The sequence below is a fragment of the Hyphobacterium lacteum genome (assembly GCF_036330345.1).
Taxonomy (GTDB): Bacteria; Pseudomonadota; Alphaproteobacteria; order Caulobacterales; family Maricaulaceae; genus Hyphobacterium; species Hyphobacterium lacteum.
In genome coordinates this window covers 233,308-252,104 of record NZ_JAZDRP010000005.1, presented here as the reverse complement: position 1 = coordinate 252,104, position 18,797 = coordinate 233,308, and the positions used below count along the sequence as shown (strand labels likewise).

Sequence of the window (18,797 nt, the reverse complement as noted above, 5' to 3'; positions counted from 1 at the left end):
TAGACTACTCAGCGGCCCCGTCCGGTCAACATAACTTTAGACCCGAATCAGGTGATTCTTCCCTTGACACGAGAAAATCCGTGAAAGGATAGGAATTTGGCATCTGCATGTTTTTTTGATGCGCTGCAGCAGACCAAATTGGCTCAAAAATCCATTCCCGGAGCGGTCACGAAAAACGCCCGCTGTCGATGACAACGGGCGTTTCGGAATTTCACTTTTTGATGCCGGAACTTAGGCAGACATCGCTTTCACGCGAGCCGACATGCGGGAGATTTTCCGCGATGCCGTGTTCTTGTGGAACACACCCTTGTTGACCGCGCGCATCATTTCCGACTCTGCTTTGACCAGGGCGTCCCGCGCCTTGCCATTGTCGCCGGCAGCGATCGCTGCATCGACCTTCTTGATGAAGGTGCGCACGCGCGAGCGGCGCGATTTGTTGATCGCGGTGCGGCGGGCAATCTTGCGCACCATTTTCTTTGCCGAGGCTGTGTTCGCCATGAAGCCAGTTCCGTTATTTCGTTCAAATTCTTAATCGCTGCGCCCGTTGCCGGGATCGCGCGTGAGGCGGGGCGTATACTCGCCCCCGCCGCGCGCGTCAACACTTGCTGCGCGCTTATTTGTGCTTGAAGTGCGCCGCCCGCTTTTCGGCAAACGCCGCCATGCCCTCGCTCTGGTCTTCCGTTGCGAATTGCGATTGGAAAACACGGCGTTCCCAACGCACGCCCTCACTCAGACCCAGCTCAAAGGAGCGGTTGATGGCCTCCTTGGTCATCATCGCGATCGGCAGGGACTTCGAGGCGATGGTTTCCGCCGCATCCATGGCCGCACTCAACAGGTCATCAGCCGGAACAATACGGCTGACCAGCCCCGCCCGCTCGGCTTCCTTGGCATCCATCATCCGGCCGGTCAGGCACAGATCCATCGCCTTGGCCTTGCTGATCGCACGCGGCAGGCGCTGGGTGCCACCCGCCCCCGGCATTACACCGAGATTGATTTCAGGCTGACCGAATTTGGCGGTTTCCGAAGCAATGATGAAATCACACATCATGGCAATTTCGCAGCCACCGCCCAGAGCATAGCCGGAAACCGCGGCAATGATCGGCTTGCGGAAGCGCGCCACGGATTCCCATGTCTTTTCGAACGGGTCGTCCATGTAGAGGCTGACAAAGTCCTGGCTCTGCAATTCCTTGATGTCGGCACCAGCCGCAAAAGCTTTTTTGGAACCCGTCAGGACGACACAGCCGATTTCGCCGTCGGATTCGAATTTTGCCAGCGCGTCAGCCAGTTCGGTTGTCAGAGCATCACACAAAGCGTTGAGCGCCTCCGGCCGGTCAAGCGTGATCACACCAACGCGGCCTTCGGTTTTCACCTGGATGGTCTTGTAGCCCACGAAAGGCCTCCTTCAGAACGCAGCCAAGGGCTGCCGGGTCATAAGCGCGCCGCTATAACGCAAACGGACAGCGGGGTCACCACCCCTTGCCCGGTTGCTGAAAGTTTGACGCGAAAAGAGTTACGGACCGGCGACAGTAATGCCGCGGTCCCGCAGGAGCGAGATCACGCCCTGCTCACCCGGCAAGTGCCCCGAACCCACTGCGATGAAAATCGTGCCCGATCCGGCAAGCATGTCCTCGATCTCCTCTGCCCATCGCTCATTGCGCTGGACGATGATGACATCATGCACGTGAGGCGCGTCTGCGCGCATCTGGGCATTCATGACATTATCGATCGTCGACTGGTCGCCGTTGGCCCATGCCGTCACCAGCGAGTCCAGTTGATCCGGACCAGCTTCGAGATCCGATACTGTTTGCTCCAGCAGCTCAAGTTCGATCTCAGGCGGAAGGTTGGCAAAAAAACCGACCTGCTCCTCAACCGTTTCGAAATAGGCCAGCGTTTTCCCCGCTTCACTGGCCAGCGGCCACAAAGTGGATTCAACGCCAGAATTGGGATCATAACCGGCTGCTTGGATGAATCCGACCCCGAGCGTCACCGATGCAAGCCACGGCCTGACGGTTTCGAGCTGCGCTGCAGACAGACCAGCACGCGGCGCAAAGCGTTCAATCCGGGCCCACGTGTCTTCACTGACCAGCGAGGACAGTGTCACTCCTGCCGGGTTGGCGGCATTCATAAGAAGCGCGCTGCGCATCGACGCGGCCTGCTCCGGATCGTTCACAGGCGCTTCGAAATAGACCGTATCCGCGCTTTCGAACGCCTCCATGATCTCCTCGCTCTGCCAGTCCAGGCCAGGCCGCAGGATATGAACCGTGCCGAAGATATAGATGTCGCTGTCCTCGTCCTCGATGTGCCAGAGCGAGGGGTCGGCAAAGGCCGTGCCCGCCAGAAGCGCGGTCGCGATCAGCCCGCTGCCAAGTGTCCTGATGAAATTCATGCTCATTCCGTTTCCTGTCCTTCGGTGCCTCGACCAGATGGCACTTTTTATTCTGAACCCGGGCTGACTTGAAAACCGGGACTGCGCAGGCGCCGGTCTCTCCTATCGCTGACAAACAGGGCAGAAAAAGGTCGAGCGGCCGGACTGCACGATCCGCCGGATCTGCCCGCCACAGCCTGCCTTGCGGCAATCCTCACCCTCGCGGCCATAAACAAGGAAGCTGTGCTGGAAATAGCCCAGCTCACTATTGGCCGAGGCAAAATCCTTGAGGCTGGAGCCGCCGGCCATAATCGCCTCATCAATGACATTGCGGACCGCCAGCGCCAGCCGCTCGGCACGCTCGGGGCCCACGCTCCGTGCCTTGCGGCGCGGCGACAGGCCGGACCGGTGCAAGGCTTCACACACATAGATATTGCCCAGCCCGGCAACCACATGCTGGTCGAGCAATGCGGCCTTCAGGGGCGCCGCCTTTCCTGCCAGCCTTTCCCGAAGAAAGGGGGCCGAGAACGCATTGGAATTGGGTTCCGGGCCGAGATCCCGAAGGAAAGGCACGGCGTCCTCCTTCCCGGTCGGAAACATCACCATGAAACCGAAGCGCCGCGGATCGTTGAAGACGATACGGGCACCCCCGTCCATGTCGAAGACAGCGTGGTCATGCTTTTCATGCGTCGGTGGCGCATGAACAAACTCGCCCGGCTTCAGGGCCTTCTGACCTGCATGGATCGTATACCGGCCGGACATGCCAAGGTGCGAGAGCAGCGTCTCGCCACCGGACAGGCGGAACAGCAGATATTTGGCGCGCCGTTCAAGGCGCTCGACAATCTGCCCGGTCAACCGCTCGGAAAATCGCTCGGGAAACGGAAAGCGCAGATCCGGACGCCGGTTTTCGGCATGCAGGATGCGCCGCCCCGTCATGACGGGCTCAAGCCCGCGCCGGACAGTTTCAACTTCAGGAAGCTCGGGCATGATGTCGCGCTGGTGAAGCCATGATCATTGCCCTATTGTCCGCCACGATGACCGACACGCAATCAGAAACCACATCCTTCGGCTTTCGCGACGTGCCGAAAACCGAGAAGGCCTCGCTGGTGCGCGGCGTTTTCGACCGTTCGGCCCGCCGCTACGACCTGATGAACGATCTGATGTCTCTGGGTATCCACCGGGCCTGGAAGGACATGACAATCGAGCGCGCCAACCCGCAACCGGGTGAGGTTCTGATCGATGTGGCCGGCGGCACCGGCGATCTGGCTCGCGCTTTCGTGGCCAAGGCGGAAAAACGCCGTAAGACACGCAGTGGCGGTCCCGCCCGCGCCATCGTCTGTGACATCAATGAGCAAATGCTGCTGGCGGGGCTGAAACGCGGCGATGCGGCCCATCTCGATTGGGCGGTCGGCAATGCCGAATTTCTGCCGTTCGAGGACAATACGGCCGATTGTGTCACCATCGCCTTCGGCATCCGGAACGTGACCAACCGCGTCACCGCGTTGAAAGAGATGCGCCGCGTGCTCAAGCCCGCCGGCCGTTTCCTGTGCCTGGAATTTTCCCGGCCCACGACGCGCGCACTGGAACGCATCTATGATGCCTGGTCGTTCAACGCGATTCCGGTTCTTGGCGAGGCCATCGCGAAGGATCGCGACAGCTATCAGTATCTGGTCGAATCCATCCGCCGCTTCCCCAACCAGGACGCTTTTGCTGATGAGCTGAGAGAGGCCGGCTTCGGGCAGGTTTCGGTGACCAATTATTCCGGCGGCATCGCAGCCCTGCACACCGGCTGGAAAATCTGATCCCGTGCGACCGCATACCACGCTCGCCAAGGCCGCAACCGCGCACTAAACCCTCCCAATCATGTTGAGAACACTCGCCTCTCTAGGTCGTCTGGGCCGCGCCGGCTTCATGCTGGCGCGCTATGACGCCATTTTCCCGCGCGAGTATCAGGACAAATTCCCGCCTTCGCTGAAAGCCTTTGCGGCGCTCACGCGCCTGTTCTCGAAGCGCGGTGAGGCCGACAATCCGGGTGAACGTCTGGCCCGGGCGTTGGAAAAGCTGGGACCGACCTATGTGAAATTCGGCCAGGTGCTGGCTACCCGCGCCGATGTGGTTGGCGAGCGGTTTGCCCGGGGTCTGTCACGCCTGCAGGACCAGATGCCGCCGTTCGATCAGGCCGTGGCCGTCACCACGCTGGAGCGCGAGCTGGGCGGCGCGCTGTCGGCCAGCTTCAAAAGCTTTGGAGAACCGGTCAACGCGGCCTCGGTTGCGCAGGTCCACAAGGCGGTCACCACGGATGGCCAGACCGTCGCCGTAAAGATATTGCGGCCCGGGATCGAAAGGCGGCTGGCCAAAGACATCCGCGCGATGCGACTGGGTGCCGCCCTCGTCCAGAAGCTGGTCCCGGCCGCCAAACGGCTCGAGCCTGTCAAATTTGTTGAAACCGTGGCCCGCGCGACCGAGCTGGAGACCGATCTCCGGCTCGAAGCGGCGGCGGCCAGCGAGTTGGCCGAAGCGGCGGCCTATGCCGAGAATTTCCGGGTTCCGGCCGTCAACTGGGAACGCTCGGCCAAGCGGGTTCTGACAACGGAATGGATCGACGGCATTCCGCTCACCGATATCGACGGCATCGACAAGGCCGGCATTGACCGGGACGCGCTGGCGGTGACGCTGACCCGCGCTTTCCTGACCTGTGCACTGGAAACCGGCGTCTTCCATGCCGACATGCATGCCGGGAACCTGTTTGCGGACCGGGACGGTAATCTCTGGGCCGTCGATTTCGGCATTATGGGCCGGATCGGCAAGTCGGAACGCCGCTTCCTGGCGATGATCCTGCACGGCTTTCTGACCCGCGATTATGCCGGGGCGGCCCAAGCTCATTTCGATGCCGGTTATGTGCCGCAGCGCCATTCGATAGAGGATTTCGCCTCGGCCCTTCGCGCTGTCGGCGAACCGATATTCGGCAAGCGGGCAGACGAGGTTCCGATGAGCCGTGTGCTGCTGCAGCTGTTCGAGATCACCGATCTTTTCGACATGCATTTGCGGCCTGAACTGGTCCTCCTGCAGAAAACAATGGTCCAGTCCGAAGGTGTCGCCCGCCAGCTCAACCCGCAACACGACATGTGGACGGCGTCCGCGCCTGTGGTCGAAAAATGGATGCGGCGCGAGCTCGGCCCGGAAGGCGTCGCGGCCGACTTTGTGGCGGATGTGAAGCGCCTGCGCGACAGCGCCCGCAAACTGCCCGGCGCGATTGATGACTGGGCCGAAGCCGGTGCCCGGCTGCGCTCGGGCGAGGTCCGGCTGGACACTGAAAGCCTTGACCGGCTGGCCGGCCGCCAGCGCGAGGGCCGCATCTGGCGCTGGCTGGGCTATGGCGTTCTGGCGGTGGCCGCCGGTGGTGCCGGCGCCGCGCTATACGGCCTGTTCTAGAGCGCCAGCGCGAAGTTCACCCACATCACGACCAGAATGATGGCGGAAATCCTGTGGACCAGGAAGCGCAACCCCATCGTGTTGACGGTGATATGGATCAGCGTGTGCAGATAGCGCAGCGCCACATAGGCCCAGGCCAGCATCAGCTGCAGGCCTGACACCTCGACATTTCCGGCGAGATGCAAGGCGACAAGCGCGTAGAAAAGGACCGGCATCTCGGTCAGATTGACGAAATTCCGGCCGATATTGCCAATATAGGCAGGCGGAGGCGTACCGGTCTTGGTCAGAGAATATTCGGCGGAGAGATCGCCCTTGGCGTTGGCAATGATGCCAACCACGGTCAGCAGAAAATAGACAAACAGGGTCAGCCCTGCGAGCGCTGCAGCGGCAAGAAGTATGGATGGCATTTTCCCCTCCCGGAACAATGATCGTCAAAGGCTAGCGCGCTTTGCCCTCCCCTCGCGAGCAAATTCGCGCTAGGACGCGGGCAATGGAGAACAAGATGGCGGACACAAGCGTCCTTTTGATCATTGGTGGCGGCATTGCGGCCTACAAATCGCTGGAGCTGATCCGCGAGCTGAAACGCCGCGGGATCGGGGTGCGCTGCATCCTGACGCGTGCTGGCGAGCAGTTCGTCACGCCGCTAAGCGTCGCCGCCCTGTCCGGCGAGAAAGCCTATACGGATCTGTTCTCGCTGACCGATGAGGTCGAGATGGGGCATATCGAATTGTCCCGCTCGGCCGATCTGGTGGTTGTTGCTCCGGCTACGGCCAATCTCATGGGCAAATGCGCCAACGGCCTGGCCGATGATCTGGCCTCGACGGCGCTTCTGGCGACCGACAAGCCGGTCCTGATGGCCCCGGCCATGAATGTGCGCATGTGGGAACACGCAGCCGTCCGGCGAAACGCGGCAACGCTGAAAGCTGACGGCGTGGAGCTGATCGGCCCGGATGAAGGCGAGATGGCCTGCGGGGAGTTCGGCCCCGGCCGCATGGCCGAACCCGCGGCGATTGCCGACGCCATTGAAGGGCGGCTTTCGCGGACATCGGCATGAGCGCCTTGCAGGGCAAGAGCATCGTCGTGACCGCCGGTCCCACGATCGAGCCGATCGATCCGGTACGCTTTCTCTCCAATCGCTCCAGCGGAAAGCAGGGCTATCTGATCGCCGAAGCGCTCGCTGCGGGGGGCGCCAACGTCAGACTGATCTCCGGTCCGACCTGCCTTCCCTGCCCGAACGGCGTTGAACGGATTGATGTCGAAACCGCTCTGGACATGCTGGCCGCTGTTGAAACCGCTCTGCCTGCCGATGCCTTTATCGCCGTCGCCGCGGTGGCTGACTGGCGTCCTGCCAGCAAGCAGGCCCGAAAGGCCGAGAAAGCCGCACAGGGCGCCTCGCTCGACCTCGTCGAAAATCCGGACATCCTCGCCACCATCGCACAGCGGGAAAATGACCGGCCCGCGCTCGTGATCGGCTTTGCCGCCGAAACCCATGATATGCTGGACCGCGCGCGTGCGAAGCGGCTTCGGAAAGGCTGTGACTGGATCATCGCCAATGATGTCTCCGGCGATGTGATGGGCGGTGACGAGAATGCCGCATGGCTCATCGGCCAAACGCACGAAACCGAATGGAAACGCGCCCCGAAGAAGACAATTGCGGAAAACCTTGCCGCAGCCATGGACGCGCATTTCTCCAGCCGCTAGGCAGGGTCAAACGGGGAGAAAATCCATGAGTGTGATCGTCCAGGTCTCGCCGCTGCCGCATTTTTCCGGGCTTGAAATGCCGAAATACCAGACCGCTGCCAGCGCCGGTCTGGACCTGCCCGCGGCAGTTGAAGACAACGCGCCCGTCATTCTTCAGCCGGGCGAATGGCAACTGATCCCGACAGGGCTCGCTATCGCCCTGCCCGACGGTTATGAGGCACAGATCCGGCCGCGCTCCGGCCTGGCCGCCAAGAAGGGCATCTCCATCGTCAATTCACCGGGCACGGTGGATGCGGATTATCGCGGCGAGGTGAAGGTCAATCTGATCAATCACGGCAGCGAGCCTTTCGAGATCCGCCGCGGCGAACGCATCGCCCAGATGGTCGTCGCTCCGGTCACCCAGATCGAATGGGCCCCTGTCGCCAGACTCAGCGAGACGGAACGGGGCACGGGCGGTTTCGGCTCAACCGGCGTCTAGATCAACGCGTCATGGCAATAGGCCGAGACATCATTGATCCGCGGGTCAATGACCAGATCGCGCGGACGCAGCGGCCGGGACAGCTTCAGCCCTTCCATCGACCTTGCCCGTGACAACGCCACATAGGCCTGCCCGTGCGCAAACATGCCGCGTGAGAAATCTATATAGACCCGGTCCAGCGTCAGTCCCTGCGCCTTGTGGACCGTCATCGCCCAGGCCAGCCGCAGGGGCAGCTGCTTGAACGCGCCGACCACGGATTTGTCGATCGATTTCTTCGCCGCATCGTAATTGTAGGAATAGCGCTCCCAGGCCGCCGGTTCGACGCGGTGTGTGTCCTCGGCGACGCGCACCCGGACCGCATCCTTCTCCAGCTCCGCCACGACACCCATTGTCCCGTTTACCCAGCGCCCGTTCGGATCATTGCGGATCATCATCACCCTCGCACCGGGCTTGAGGATGAGCGGGTCCTCCGTCGGGAAAAGACGGGGATCGAACTGGCCTTCCGTCCTGGATGAGTAGGCCGAGATATCGCCCGGCAGTGCGGCCAGCCGCGCGGCATTGATGTCGTGCGCGGCCTGATTGGTCGGGGTCAGCACGACATGGCTGCCGCTGGCGTCGAACCCGGTCGCCTGGGTCACACAGGCATTCAGCAAACCCGCCTCACGCTCGCCGACCCGGCCCTCACGGACCGCCGCCAGGATGTCGATGAAATCCGGGTCCGACTGGCGGAAGACCGTATCCAGCTCCAGCCGCAGAAATCCGGCCTCGCGAAAGCCCGGCGCATTGAAAAAGAACGGCCCGCCGAACATCTCGTCCAGATACTGGGCAATCTGCCCGTCCACCACGGGCGGCAATTGGGCGAGGTCTCCGACGACGATCATCCTCACCCCGCCAAAGGGCTCCGAGGAATCGCGGTGAAGGCGCAGCGAATGGTCAATCGCGGCCATCATGTCGGCGCGCACCATGGAGATCTCGTCAATTACCAGCGTCTCGATTTCATTGAGCACGCGGGCATGGCGCAGGCGCTTGACGTCATGGGGTTCGATCAGACGCGGCGGAAAGCGGAAAAACGAGTGGATGGTCTGACCGCCGGCGTTCATCGCTGCCACGCCGGTCGGCGCCACGACGGCGGCACGCCCGCCCCCCTGTTCGAGAAAGCGGCGCAGGAGGGTGGTTTTGCCGGTGCCCGCCCGCCCGGTGAGAAAAATGTGGGCGCGCCCGGTGGTCAGCAGATCAAGGGCAGCTTGCGTGGTATCGGACTGGGCGGCGGGAAGGGACATGAGCGCACACTGACCTGTTTGCTGAAAAACCGCCATAGGCAGGATGCGGCCGCAATGCTAACCGGAAGCCATGGAAGATGAAGAGATCGAGCGCTATGCACGCCATCTGGTCCTGAAGGAAATCGGAGGACCGGGTCAGCAGCGTCTGAAAGCCTCTCACATTGTCATTATCGGGGCCGGCGGACTGGGCGGTCCGGCAGCGCTCTATCTGGCCGCAGCCGGCATTGGCCGGATCACCCTGATTGATCCCGATGTCGTCAGCCTCGACAATCTCCAGCGCCAGATCCAGTTCACCACCGCCGATATCGGCCAGCCCAAGGCAGCAGCGGCGGGCGATCATCTGTCCAATCTGAATCCGCATGGAAAGATCATCTCAGTGCGCGAGGCCATCGATGCGGAAAATGCTGGTCATTGGCTGGCCGATGCCGACATCGTCCTCGATGGTTGCGATAATTTCGAAACCCGTTTTGCGGTAAATGCGGCCTGCCATGTCCTGGGCAAGCCTCTGGTTTCCGGTGCCGTCGGCCGCTGGAGCGGTCAAGTTGGCCTGTTTGCGTCAGGCACCGACAGGAACCAGCCCTGTTATCAGTGCTTTGTGCCCGCCATGCCGCCAGACGCCGAGACATGCGAGCGTGTTGGAGTCGTCGGGGCGCTGACCGGCATTGCCGGCTCGATGATGGCGCTGGAGGCGATCAAATGGATCACCGGCGCCGGCACCCCGCTGACCGGGCGGCTCTGGCTTTATGACGGGCTGGCCGGCACCAGCCGGACCCTGAAAATTACCAAAGACCCAGCCTGCCCGGTTTGTGGTTAGTCGGTCGATGCCTCTTCCAGCACACTGACCGCGCCTTTGACGGATTCGACAATCTCGACGTCCGGGAAGAGCTCCTCCGGGAAAATCGGCTCATTGCTGAACCGGTCGGGGCCAATAGTCCGGTCAAATAATTCGGTGGACTGGGTCAGAATCGATCGCAGCAAGCCGGTCCGGTTGAAGGAGTGGCCACCATCACTGAAAATCTGGAAATGATATTCGGCTCCGGCTTCCTCAAGCGCATCGGCCATCATGCGAGAATGCTCGAAAGGCACGATGGGGTCGTCCGTGCTATGAACCAGCAGGACCGGCATCGTCATCCGGTCCGCCAGATTGACGGGCGAGACCCAGAACAGCCGGTCACGATCGGTCTGTGTGTTGCCGATGGCCTCCTGCCAGTACTCGTGTGCGTCCTCGTCGACATCCTCCCAATGATCGACAAACCCGATGAGATCGGTGACGGCGGCTCCGGCAAACACGCATTGATAGAGGTCCGGGCGCTGGGCTCCGCCAACCAGCGCGGCATATCCGCCATAGCTGAAGCCGGCAATGCATATCCTGTCGGGCGCCACTCTTCCCTGATCGATCAATGACTGGACAGCATCATCAAGATCTCTCTGCATGCGGTCGCCCCAGGCACCGTAACCAGATTCCGCAAAGGCGCGGCCATAGCCCGACGAGCCCCGGAAATTCGGCTGCAACACCGCATAACCCTGCGAAGCATAATATTGCGCGAACAGGTCAAAATCGTAGATATCACGCATTTCCGGGCCGCCATGAGGCAGCAGAACCAGCGGTGTCGCCGGCCCCATCCCGCGCCGGGGGCGTGTCAGATAGGCGGTCAGCTGCAGCCCGTCCGAGGCCTGGTATCTGAGGATCTCGACGTCGTGCAGGACATCCGGCGGCAATCTCGGCCGTGACGAGAAAATCGGGGAAATCGACCGTTCTGCCCGGTCATACAGATAGTAGACTCCGGGCTCTCTCGGACCGGAAACAACGAGGACCATCCGGTCGCCGGAAAACTCCTCCGGCATGACGGATACATTCTCACCGAAGAAGCCGACAATTCCCCGGTAGTGCCGGCGCAGGTCCGGATCAACGATTTCAACCTCCATCCGGTCTGCCTGATAGGCATAGCCGAGGAAGGCTCCGCCATGCGGGCTGACAATGCCCCGCTGAATATCGTACCGGTCATGCTCCGCCATGACTTCAGCGTAGGTTTCATTAGCGATATCATACAAATAAAGACCGCGGCGGTCGGCGCCCTCCTGGCGGCTGAAGACATAGATCATGCCGGGCTGGTCCGATATGCCCACCCAGTCGAAATCGGCGTTGCGGTCTGTCAGTTCATTGACCCGATAGGTGCGGGTTCTCCGCCAGCGCCTCGCACCGGGTTCACGCGTGAAAACGCGTATCTGACGGCCGTTCGAAATGGAATCGATGCGCATCACTGCAAAGCCGGTAGCATCGGTATGCCAGTGCAGTGTCCGGGAATTACCACGCTCCACGACATCCGCTTCGCCGGTGAAAACATTCACCCGCCACAGGTGCAGGGCATCGCCCCGATAGGCTGACATCAGAACATGTTCCGGGTCATCCGGTAGCGAATGGACCAGCGTATTGCCCGCGGCATTGTATATATTCTGGAAAACCCGGCGGCCTTCGCTCTCGAACAGGACCACTGGCTGGGTAATATCCCTGCGGTCAATACTCAATGTCCGTACAATCGGCGCAGACATGGAAAAATACCGGCCAAACTGGACCTGGCCGTCAATCAGCAGGGTGACGAGAACACGATTATTGCTGGCCCACGCAATGTTGATGATCGGAAAACGCCCGAAGCCGCCCCGCAGGGCTTCGGTCCCTTCTTCCGCATCGAGATCCTGGATGATCAGGACATCGCCATCGATTTCATGGTCCGTGTGGACCATATAGGCGAGAAACCGGCCATCGGGCGAAAGCCGCGGCCGGGTCGTCTCCGGTGTATCGATGAAATCCTCGATATCGGCCTGACCGATTTCGGGCATTATCGGCTGGGCACTGGCGGCACCCGATGCCAACCCCACAAGCAACGCAATTATCCAAGAACGCATGGCACTCCCCTCTTCACGGATTAAAAGGGGAATGCCCGATTCATGCAACTTCAGATGCTTGATGCAGACAGTTGCGTTTGCCGATCACTAATTGCACGACTGTCCGAGCGGGCTGGTCCCATCGCCGGCCGCATCGTGATAGAGCGTTGCGATCATGCGCGGCGTGCAGATGAAGCCCCAGTTCCAGTCCTCGTGGTAATCGGCCAGCGGATTGGCGGCCAGAACCTCTTCGAGAGACATCCCCGCTTCGACCATGGGCGTAACGATGGCGCGCGTTGCTTCCACCATCTCGATCGAGGCGCGGATATCCTCGCGCGTGGATAGCGGGCCATGTCCCGGGATCACCTGCGAATTCTCGCCGGCCATCTCATAGGCCCGCTCCATGGCGGCGACATAGCCTTCAACCGAGCCTCCACCGGCAAGGTCGATAAAGGGGAAAAGGCCGGAAAACAGCGTATCGCCCATATGCAAAACATCGGCGTTCTCGAAATAGACAATCGCGTCGCCATCGGTATGCGCGTTCGGAACATGGACGGCCCGAACCGTCTCACCATTCATGTGAAAGTGCAGGTCATCGCCAAATGTGAGGATCGGCAGAAACCCTTCAGCGTTGAATTCATCAGAACCGGCCAAGCGCGTCCGGATATTGTGATGCGCGGCCACGATGGAACCTTCGGCATGGAAGTGATCATTCGATCCGACATGATCGCCATGATAGTGCGTATTCAGGATGAAACGCGGCACGCCTTCACCTGCCAGCTCGGCGATGGCAGCCTCCACCTGCGGGCCCGTTCCCGGCAACTGGTCGTCGATCAGTAACAGTCCGTCCTCGCCAACCAGCAGGCCGACATTTCCGGCCCTTCCGGTCGACATCATGATAACGCCGCCGCGCAATTCGGTGTTTTCGAAGCTCAGCTCGGGCGCGTCCTGGCCAAAGGCCGCAGCGGCAAAGCCGGCGGAAAGTGTGATCGCAAGCATGGTTTTCATTGTCGGTCTCCCTGTCTTGTCCGGCAATATAGGGCGGGATTTCCGAAAGGTCCTCCCGATCACAACCAATTTACGGCCTGTTCACTGCAAACAGGGCATGGATCGCAGCATGCGCGCCTGGCCTTTTCTTCTCTCGATCCTGTTGCTGTCCGGCATGGCCCCGGCTCTGGCACAGGACGCCGAGACACCATCCGGTTATCCTGTGCCGCGCTTTGTCTCGCTGAAGGTCGGGGTGGCCAATGGACGGGCGGGACCCAGCCGCGAGCACCCCATTGTCTGGCGCTATGTCCGCGAAGGGCTGCCGCTCAGGGTGACCGCCGAGGCGCCCGACTGGCGGCGGGTCGAGGACCCGGATGGCGAGGTGACCTGGATGCACCATTCCCTGCTGTCGGGCCGCCGTACCGTCTATGTGCCAGCCGAGACCGAGCTGCGTATCCGGCCGGACGACGAGGCCAATGTCGAGGCGGTAGCAGAAGCCGGATCGATCCTTGATCTTGAGCGATGCGCCGATGGCTGGTGCCGGTTCGAGGCGCAGGGGATGCATGGCTGGGCCCGGGCAGAGGCCGTATGGGGCCTGATGCCCACCGATCTGGGTCAAGATTGAGGCGCGCGATAACAGCCGCCATGCCTTGAGCCTGCCATCCCCGCATGATACCGCTGACGGTCGAAAGCGGGGGAAGCCTGACGGCCTGTTCCTCCGCTCCAAGAAACACAGCGGACCGTCACCGCCCGGGATCGAAAATGACAGAACGTCCGAACGCGCTTTCGTACGAAGATTTGCTGCGCTCCTCTCGAGGAGAGCTCTTCGGGCCGGAGAACGGCCAATTGCCTGCCCCGCCGATGCTGATGCTGGATCGTATCACCCACATCTCCGAGGAGGGGGGTGAATACGGAAAGGGCCAGGTCGTCGCGGAACTGGATATCAAATCCGACAAATGGTTCTTCGAGTGCCACTTCCCGGGCGACCCGGTGATGCCGGGCTGCCTGGGCCTGGATGCCATGTGGCAGCTGGTCGGTTTCTGGCTGGTCTGGGAAGGCAATCCCGGCAAGGGACGCGCGCTGGGCTGTGGTGAAGTGAAATTCACCGGACAGGTGACCCCGGACGTGAAGCTCGTCCGCTATGAGATCAGCATGAAAAAGATCGTCCGCCGCGGCCTCGTGCTCGGCGTCGCCGATGCCCGCATGTTTGCCGATGGTCGGGAAATCTACAAAGCCAAGGATCTGAAGGTCGGCCTGTTCAAGCCGGAAGATCTCGCGCGTCAGCAGGGCTGAGCCCCGTACATTTCAAGGAGTTCGTCAATGCGCCGTGTTGTTATTACCGGACTGGGTGTGATTTCCCCGATCGGAAACAATGCCGAAGAGGTCAGTGCATCGCTGAAAGCCGGCAAGTCCGGCATCCGCTTCATGCAGGATTTTGCCGACCATAACTTCAAGTGCCAGGTCGGCGCCAAACCGTCCATCAATCCCGCCGAGCACGTCGACAAGCGCGTCTACCGCTTCATGAGCGAAGGCGCGGGCTGGTGCTATATGGCAATGGAACAGGCGATTGCGGCTTCCGGCATCGCACAGGAAGACATTTCCAATCCGCGCACGGGCATCATCATGGGGTCTGGAGGTCCATCGGCCGGCACCATTGTCGATGCCGCCGATATCACGCGTGACAAGGGGCCGCGCCGTATCGGCCCGTTTGCCGTTCCCAAGGCCATGAGCTCGACAGCTTCCGCAACGCTGGCCACGCCGTTCAAAATTCTCGGCGTGAACTATTCCATTACTTCAGCCTGCACGACGTCACTGCACTGCGTCGGCGCCGCCGCCGAGCAGATCCAGTGGGGCAAGCAGGATGTGATGTTTGCCGGTGGCTGTGAGGAAATTCACTGGGCGCTGTCGAATCTGTTCGACGCCATGGGCGCCATGTCGACGAAGTACAATGACACACCCGAGCAGGCCTCTCGCGCCTTCGACAAGGATCGCGATGGATTCGTCGGCGGCGCCGGCGCCGGTGTGGTCGTGCTCGAGGAGTATGAGCGCGCAAAGAAGCGCGGCGCACCGATCATCGCCGAAATCACCGGCTATGGCGCCACGTCCGACGGTTATGACATGGTCGCGCCGTCCGGTGAAGGGGCTGTCCGCTCGATGAGACTGGCCATGGAAACCGTCTCCGGCCAAATCGACTATCTCAACCCGCACGCCACGGCGACGCCGGTGGGCGATATCGCCGAGATGAAGGCTGTGAAAGAGGTCTTCGGCGAAAGCGCGCCGATGATCTCCGCAACCAAGTCGATGACCGGTCACTCGCTGGGCGCTGCCGGAGCGCATGAGCTCGTCTACACCCTGCTGATGATGCAGGGCGGCTTCGTGGCGCCATCCATCAATGTTTTCGACATGGACCCGGATATCGCCGCCCTGAACCTGCCCATCGTCACCGAGACCCGGGATGCCGATATCCGCACCGCCATGTCCAATTCCTTCGGCTTTGGCGGCACGAACGGCACGGTCGTCGTCTCCAAAGTCTGACCCTTAAAAAGAGGCTCTCTAATGTCTGATACCGTTTTCCCGACCGGCGATCTGATGAAAGGCAAGCGCGGCCTCATCATGGGCGTCGCCAACAAGAATTCGATTGCTTGGGGCATCGCCCAGCAGTTGGCCGCCCAGGGCGCCGAGCTGGCCTTTTCCTATCAGGGTGAAGCGCTCGAAAAGCGCGTCCGCCCGCTGGTGGAAAGCCTGGGCGGTGAGCCCTTCATGCTGTCGGCTGACGTCACTGACGATGCCTCCATGGATGCCTGTTTTGCGGCCATCGAGAAAAAATGGGGCAAGATGGACTTTCTGGTTCACGCCATTGCCTTTGCCGGTAAGGACGAGCTGGTCGGCTCCTTCACCGAGAACACCACCCGAGAGGGCTGGCGCCGGGCGATGGAAATCTCGGCCTTCTCCTTTGTGGATGCCGGCAAGCGCGCCTCCCACCTGATGCCCGATGGCGGATCCATGGTGACCCTGACCTATCTGGGCTCCGAGCGCGTTGTGCCGTCCTACAATGTGATGGGCGTGGCCAAGGCCGCGCTGGAAGCCTCGACCCGCTATATGGCCCGCGATCTCGGCCCGTCAGGCATCCGGGTGAATGCACTATCTGCCGGCCCGATGCGCACCCTCGCCATGGCCGGCATTTCCGGCGGCAAGGCGCTGATGAGAACCGGCCGCGAATGGTCGATGATGAAGGAAGACACGCGCATGGAAGGTGTGGCCGGGGCCGCGCTCTACCTGCTGTCCGATCTGGGTCATTCCTGCACGGGTGAAACCCTGCACGTCGATGCCGGCTTCCACGCTGTGGCCGTGCCGTCGACGGATGATGACGACGAATAATCCGGATCTCGTTTCCGGAAAGGCAAAGCCCCGGCCACTGGCCGGGGCTTTTTTCATGCGCGGGCGGGCATTCCCTGTGGCTCGGGCTTTCGGCCCGATTTCAGCTTCAGCCCCATGAAAGGCCTCAGCAGCGGGATACGCCGTACCAGCTCATAGCCCATCCCGCAGCCAATGATGGTCGCACCGGCGAGAACGCCGAATTCCTGCCATGGACCCAGCCCGGCATCACGGATCCAGAACCCGACGACGACGATGATCGTCTGGTGCAAAATGTAATAGGGGAAAATAGCCGCGGTGAAATAGCGCCGCAGCGGCCCGTCATGATTGAGAAAGCGCATGGCCATGCCCGACAGGGCCATGATCATCACCCAAAGGAGGGCAACCCGAGCCAGTCGCGCAGCCCAGAGCAGGACCGCATTTCCGGCCAGGGAATCGAGATGCGAATACGCCCAGAACAGACCGCCCAGAAGGATAATGGCCAGCGTGGCGCTAGCCGGAAAAAGGCGCGATACGCCTTGCCAGAATCCGCCATTCTTCGCCGCAAGATAGCCCATCAGAAGGCAGGTCAGGCTGACAGCATGATTATACCAGTCATCGACCAGCGCATGGGTGACAGGAAAGTCGGGTGCCAGGGCAAAGCGATAGATGAGGAAAGGAATAACCGGCAGAGCCAACAGGGCCAGAAGCCCCCACCCACGGCTGAACCAGTTTCCAATTCCGGTCAGGGCTGAGCTGTCCGCCAACCAGCGCAGGACCGGCAATACGGGCGCCAGTATGAGGCAGTAGATCAACAAATAGGCGACATACCAGAGATGATTATAGGTCGGTGTGATGACCTCCCAGGGCCCACCGAGCACGCCGGCATAGAGCGCGTAGAAGTCGAAAAAGTTACCGGAGAAAGCACCCGAACTGACGACTTCCGAATAGGTCTGGGGCGGGACGATCACGAACACCGCGAAGACCAGCACCGGGAACAGGCGCCAGGTCCGGTCGAGGACAAAACGGGCCGAGCCCAGCTTGTCGGACAGAAAGCGGATCGCCACACCGGAAATGAAGAACAGCAGCGGCAAGCGCCAGGGGGTCGATAGCCACATGACCGGCTCGATGGCGGCGCCTGCATTCAGACTCTTGGCGTGCCAGGGCTCGGTGTCGAAGAAGCGGCCTACATGATAGAAAATCAGCAGCCCGAAAGCGATGATCCGCAACCAGTCGAGATCATAGCGGCGGGCAAAGACAGCGTTAGGATTGGCAGGTTCGGACATGACCGGTCTCCTTGTTTCGATCCCAGACTGTCCGGCCCCGCCCGTCACGTCACCGGGCGCGGGATATTGGCCGGGCCGGCAGGACAAGCGGCGTTCAGTCCGTGACAAGCGGCGGCGGCGTGGGACAAGTGGCGGCGGAAAGGCTTGCGGTGCTAAAGCCCGGATGCATGATCATCCATATGGAATCGAAAGATCAGCTTCGCGAAGCGGCGGCTGAGGCCCGCACGGCCCGCAATGGCATTCTCACCATTGGCGTTCTGATAGTCGGCGTCTGGCTGGTCAATTCGACATCTCTGATCCTGGACCGGACCCGCGGCGGGGCTGACCCGCACGCACTGGAGGCTTTCTTTAGGGAAGGCTCCAGCTCCATCATTGTCTTCCTACTGGCTTTCGCCGTGATGCGCTGGGAGCGGCGCTACCCGCTGACGACCGGTCGCTGGACGTCCACACTCTCGCGCCACCTGATGGGCGTTCTGGTATTTTCAGTCGTTCATATCGTGGCGCTCGGCCTGGTGCGCGACGCACTCTACCCGCTTCTGTTCAATGCGACCCACGATTTCTTCCGGGACCAGGGCCTGGTCTTCCTCTATGAGGGCCGGAAGGACATCATCGCTTACATCGCCATGATACTGATTTTCACGGCCTTCCGAACTATTGAATGGCAAAGGCTGGAAACCGAGAGCGCCCGCAGCGAGGCGCGAACCGGACATCGCCTGACGCTGAAATGCGGCGGCCGCACCCTTTATGTCGAGGCCGAAGGCTTCGAGACGGCAAGAGCTGCGGGCAATTACGCCGAGATCCGGCTCGCCACGGGCGAACAGCTGGCCCGCATAACCTTGGCCGAATTGCAGACGCTATTGTCCGAAGCCGGACAGGATGTCGTCCGGGTTCACCGGTCCTGGCTGGTGAACCGCCGGCTGATCGAGGAAATTATCCCGACCGGAGAGGGCGACGTAACGCTGAGGCTCACCAATGGTGAGACGATTCCCGGCAGCCGCCGCTATCGAAGCCAACTGGAAGCCGCCTAGGTC

At 61.3% G+C, this 18,797-nt stretch carries 18 protein-coding genes and 1 pseudogene; 10 read left to right on the top strand and 9 right to left on the bottom strand.

Annotated features, from left to right (window positions below; genetic code table 11):
* Window positions 1-231 precede the first annotated feature (231 nt).
* The 4 genes from rpsT to mutM form a co-directional block, all read right to left on the bottom strand.
* A complete protein-coding gene (rpsT, locus tag V0U79_RS10140; RefSeq protein WP_330199390.1) occupies window positions 232-498 on the bottom strand; it encodes a 30S ribosomal protein S20 in 267 nt (88 codons plus the stop codon).
* A gap of 115 nt (window positions 499-613) precedes the next feature.
* On the bottom strand, window positions 614-1,390 hold the full coding sequence (locus V0U79_RS10135; RefSeq protein WP_330199389.1) for an enoyl-CoA hydratase: 777 nt from the start codon (window positions 1,388-1,390) through the stop codon (window positions 614-616).
* A 120-nt stretch (window positions 1,391-1,510) separates the two neighbouring features.
* On the bottom strand, window positions 1,511-2,392 hold the full coding sequence (locus V0U79_RS10130; protein ID WP_330199388.1) for a TraB/GumN family protein: 882 nt from the start codon (window positions 2,390-2,392) through the stop codon (window positions 1,511-1,513).
* A 96-nt stretch (window positions 2,393-2,488) separates the two neighbouring features.
* Window positions 2,489-3,352, bottom strand: a complete 864-nt coding sequence (gene mutM / locus V0U79_RS10125; RefSeq protein ID WP_330199387.1) for a bifunctional DNA-formamidopyrimidine glycosylase/DNA-(apurinic or apyrimidinic site) lyase — start codon at window positions 3,350-3,352, stop codon at window positions 2,489-2,491.
* A gap of 20 nt (window positions 3,353-3,372) precedes the next feature.
* On the opposite strand from mutM, the gene V0U79_RS10120 reads away from it, so the two are divergent.
* Together V0U79_RS10120 and ubiB are read left to right on the top strand one after the other, a co-directional pair.
* Window positions 3,373-4,167 carry a class I SAM-dependent methyltransferase gene (locus V0U79_RS10120; protein WP_330199386.1) on the top strand — a complete coding sequence of 265 codons (795 nt, stop codon included), beginning with the start codon at window positions 3,373-3,375 and terminating at the stop codon, window positions 4,165-4,167.
* A gap of 61 nt (window positions 4,168-4,228) precedes the next feature.
* Window positions 4,229-5,797 (top strand): 2-polyprenylphenol 6-hydroxylase, encoded by a 1,569-nt coding sequence (ubiB, locus tag V0U79_RS10115; RefSeq protein ID WP_330199385.1) that lies wholly within the window; start codon window positions 4,229-4,231, stop codon window positions 5,795-5,797.
* Here the strand turns inward: ubiB and V0U79_RS10110 are convergent.
* The gene (locus V0U79_RS10110) at window positions 5,794-6,204 is read right to left on the bottom strand and encodes an MAPEG family protein (protein WP_330199384.1); all 411 of its coding nucleotides are present in this window, start codon (window positions 6,202-6,204) and stop codon (window positions 5,794-5,796) included. The genes ubiB and V0U79_RS10110 overlap by 4 nt on opposite strands.
* 95 nt (window positions 6,205-6,299) lie before the next feature.
* Between V0U79_RS10110 and coaBC the strand changes: the two are divergent.
* Both coaBC and dut read left to right on the top strand, forming a co-directional pair.
* Window positions 6,300-7,498, top strand: a pseudogene (gene coaBC, locus V0U79_RS13695) (bifunctional phosphopantothenoylcysteine decarboxylase/phosphopantothenate--cysteine ligase CoaBC).
* Window positions 7,499-7,523: 25 nt separating this feature from the next.
* Window positions 7,524-7,976 carry a dUTP diphosphatase gene (gene dut, locus V0U79_RS10095; protein WP_330199381.1) on the top strand — a complete coding sequence of 151 codons (453 nt, stop codon included), beginning with the start codon at window positions 7,524-7,526 and terminating at the stop codon, window positions 7,974-7,976.
* Here dut and V0U79_RS10090 read toward each other — a convergent pair.
* Window positions 7,973-9,256, bottom strand: a complete 1,284-nt coding sequence (locus V0U79_RS10090) for an ATP-dependent DNA helicase (RefSeq protein WP_330199380.1) — start codon at window positions 9,254-9,256, stop codon at window positions 7,973-7,975. The genes dut and V0U79_RS10090 overlap by 4 nt on opposite strands.
* 70 nt (window positions 9,257-9,326) lie before the next feature.
* Between V0U79_RS10090 and V0U79_RS10085 the strand changes: the two genes are divergently transcribed.
* On the top strand, window positions 9,327-10,070 hold the full coding sequence (locus tag V0U79_RS10085) for a HesA/MoeB/ThiF family protein (RefSeq protein WP_330199379.1): 744 nt from the start codon (window positions 9,327-9,329) through the stop codon (window positions 10,068-10,070).
* Here the strand turns inward: V0U79_RS10085 and V0U79_RS10080 are convergent.
* Window positions 10,067-12,160, bottom strand: coding sequence for an alpha/beta hydrolase family protein (locus tag V0U79_RS10080; protein WP_330199378.1), 2,094 nt, complete (start codon window positions 12,158-12,160; stop codon window positions 10,067-10,069). The genes V0U79_RS10085 and V0U79_RS10080 overlap by 4 nt on opposite strands.
* An 87-nt stretch (window positions 12,161-12,247) precedes the next feature.
* The gene (locus V0U79_RS10075; RefSeq protein WP_330199377.1) at window positions 12,248-13,147 is read right to left on the bottom strand and encodes an MBL fold metallo-hydrolase; all 900 of its coding nucleotides are present in this window, start codon (window positions 13,145-13,147) and stop codon (window positions 12,248-12,250) included.
* A gap of 109 nt (window positions 13,148-13,256) precedes the next feature.
* Between V0U79_RS10075 and V0U79_RS10070 the strand changes: the two genes are divergently transcribed.
* The 4 genes from V0U79_RS10070 (at window position 13,257) to V0U79_RS10055 (ending at window position 16,504) form a co-directional block, all read left to right on the top strand.
* Window positions 13,257-13,751, top strand: coding sequence for an SH3 domain-containing protein (locus tag V0U79_RS10070; RefSeq protein ID WP_330199376.1), 495 nt, complete (start codon window positions 13,257-13,259; stop codon window positions 13,749-13,751).
* 137 nt (window positions 13,752-13,888) lie between these two features.
* Complete coding sequence (fabA, locus tag V0U79_RS10065; protein ID WP_330199375.1) at window positions 13,889-14,419, top strand: 3-hydroxyacyl-[acyl-carrier-protein] dehydratase FabA; 531 nt, start codon at window positions 13,889-13,891, stop codon at window positions 14,417-14,419.
* 27 nt (window positions 14,420-14,446) lie between these two features.
* Window positions 14,447-15,661: a beta-ketoacyl-ACP synthase I gene (gene fabB, locus V0U79_RS10060; protein ID WP_330199374.1), complete on the top strand. Its 1,215-nt coding sequence runs from the start codon at window positions 14,447-14,449 to the stop codon at window positions 15,659-15,661.
* 21 nt (window positions 15,662-15,682) lie between these two features.
* Complete coding sequence (locus tag V0U79_RS10055; protein ID WP_330199373.1) at window positions 15,683-16,504, top strand: enoyl-ACP reductase FabI; 822 nt, start codon at window positions 15,683-15,685, stop codon at window positions 16,502-16,504.
* A gap of 53 nt (window positions 16,505-16,557) precedes the next feature.
* Here V0U79_RS10055 and V0U79_RS10050 read toward each other — a convergent pair whose 3' ends face one another.
* On the bottom strand, window positions 16,558-17,766 hold the full coding sequence (locus V0U79_RS10050; protein ID WP_330199372.1) for an acyltransferase family protein: 1,209 nt from the start codon (window positions 17,764-17,766) through the stop codon (window positions 16,558-16,560).
* A gap of 167 nt (window positions 17,767-17,933) precedes the next feature.
* Here V0U79_RS10050 and V0U79_RS10045 point away from each other — a divergent pair, with 167 nt between their 5' ends.
* Window positions 17,934-18,794: a LytTR family DNA-binding domain-containing protein gene (locus V0U79_RS10045; protein WP_330199371.1), complete on the top strand. Its 861-nt coding sequence runs from the start codon at window positions 17,934-17,936 to the stop codon at window positions 18,792-18,794.
* Window positions 18,795-18,797: the final 3 nt, after the last annotated feature.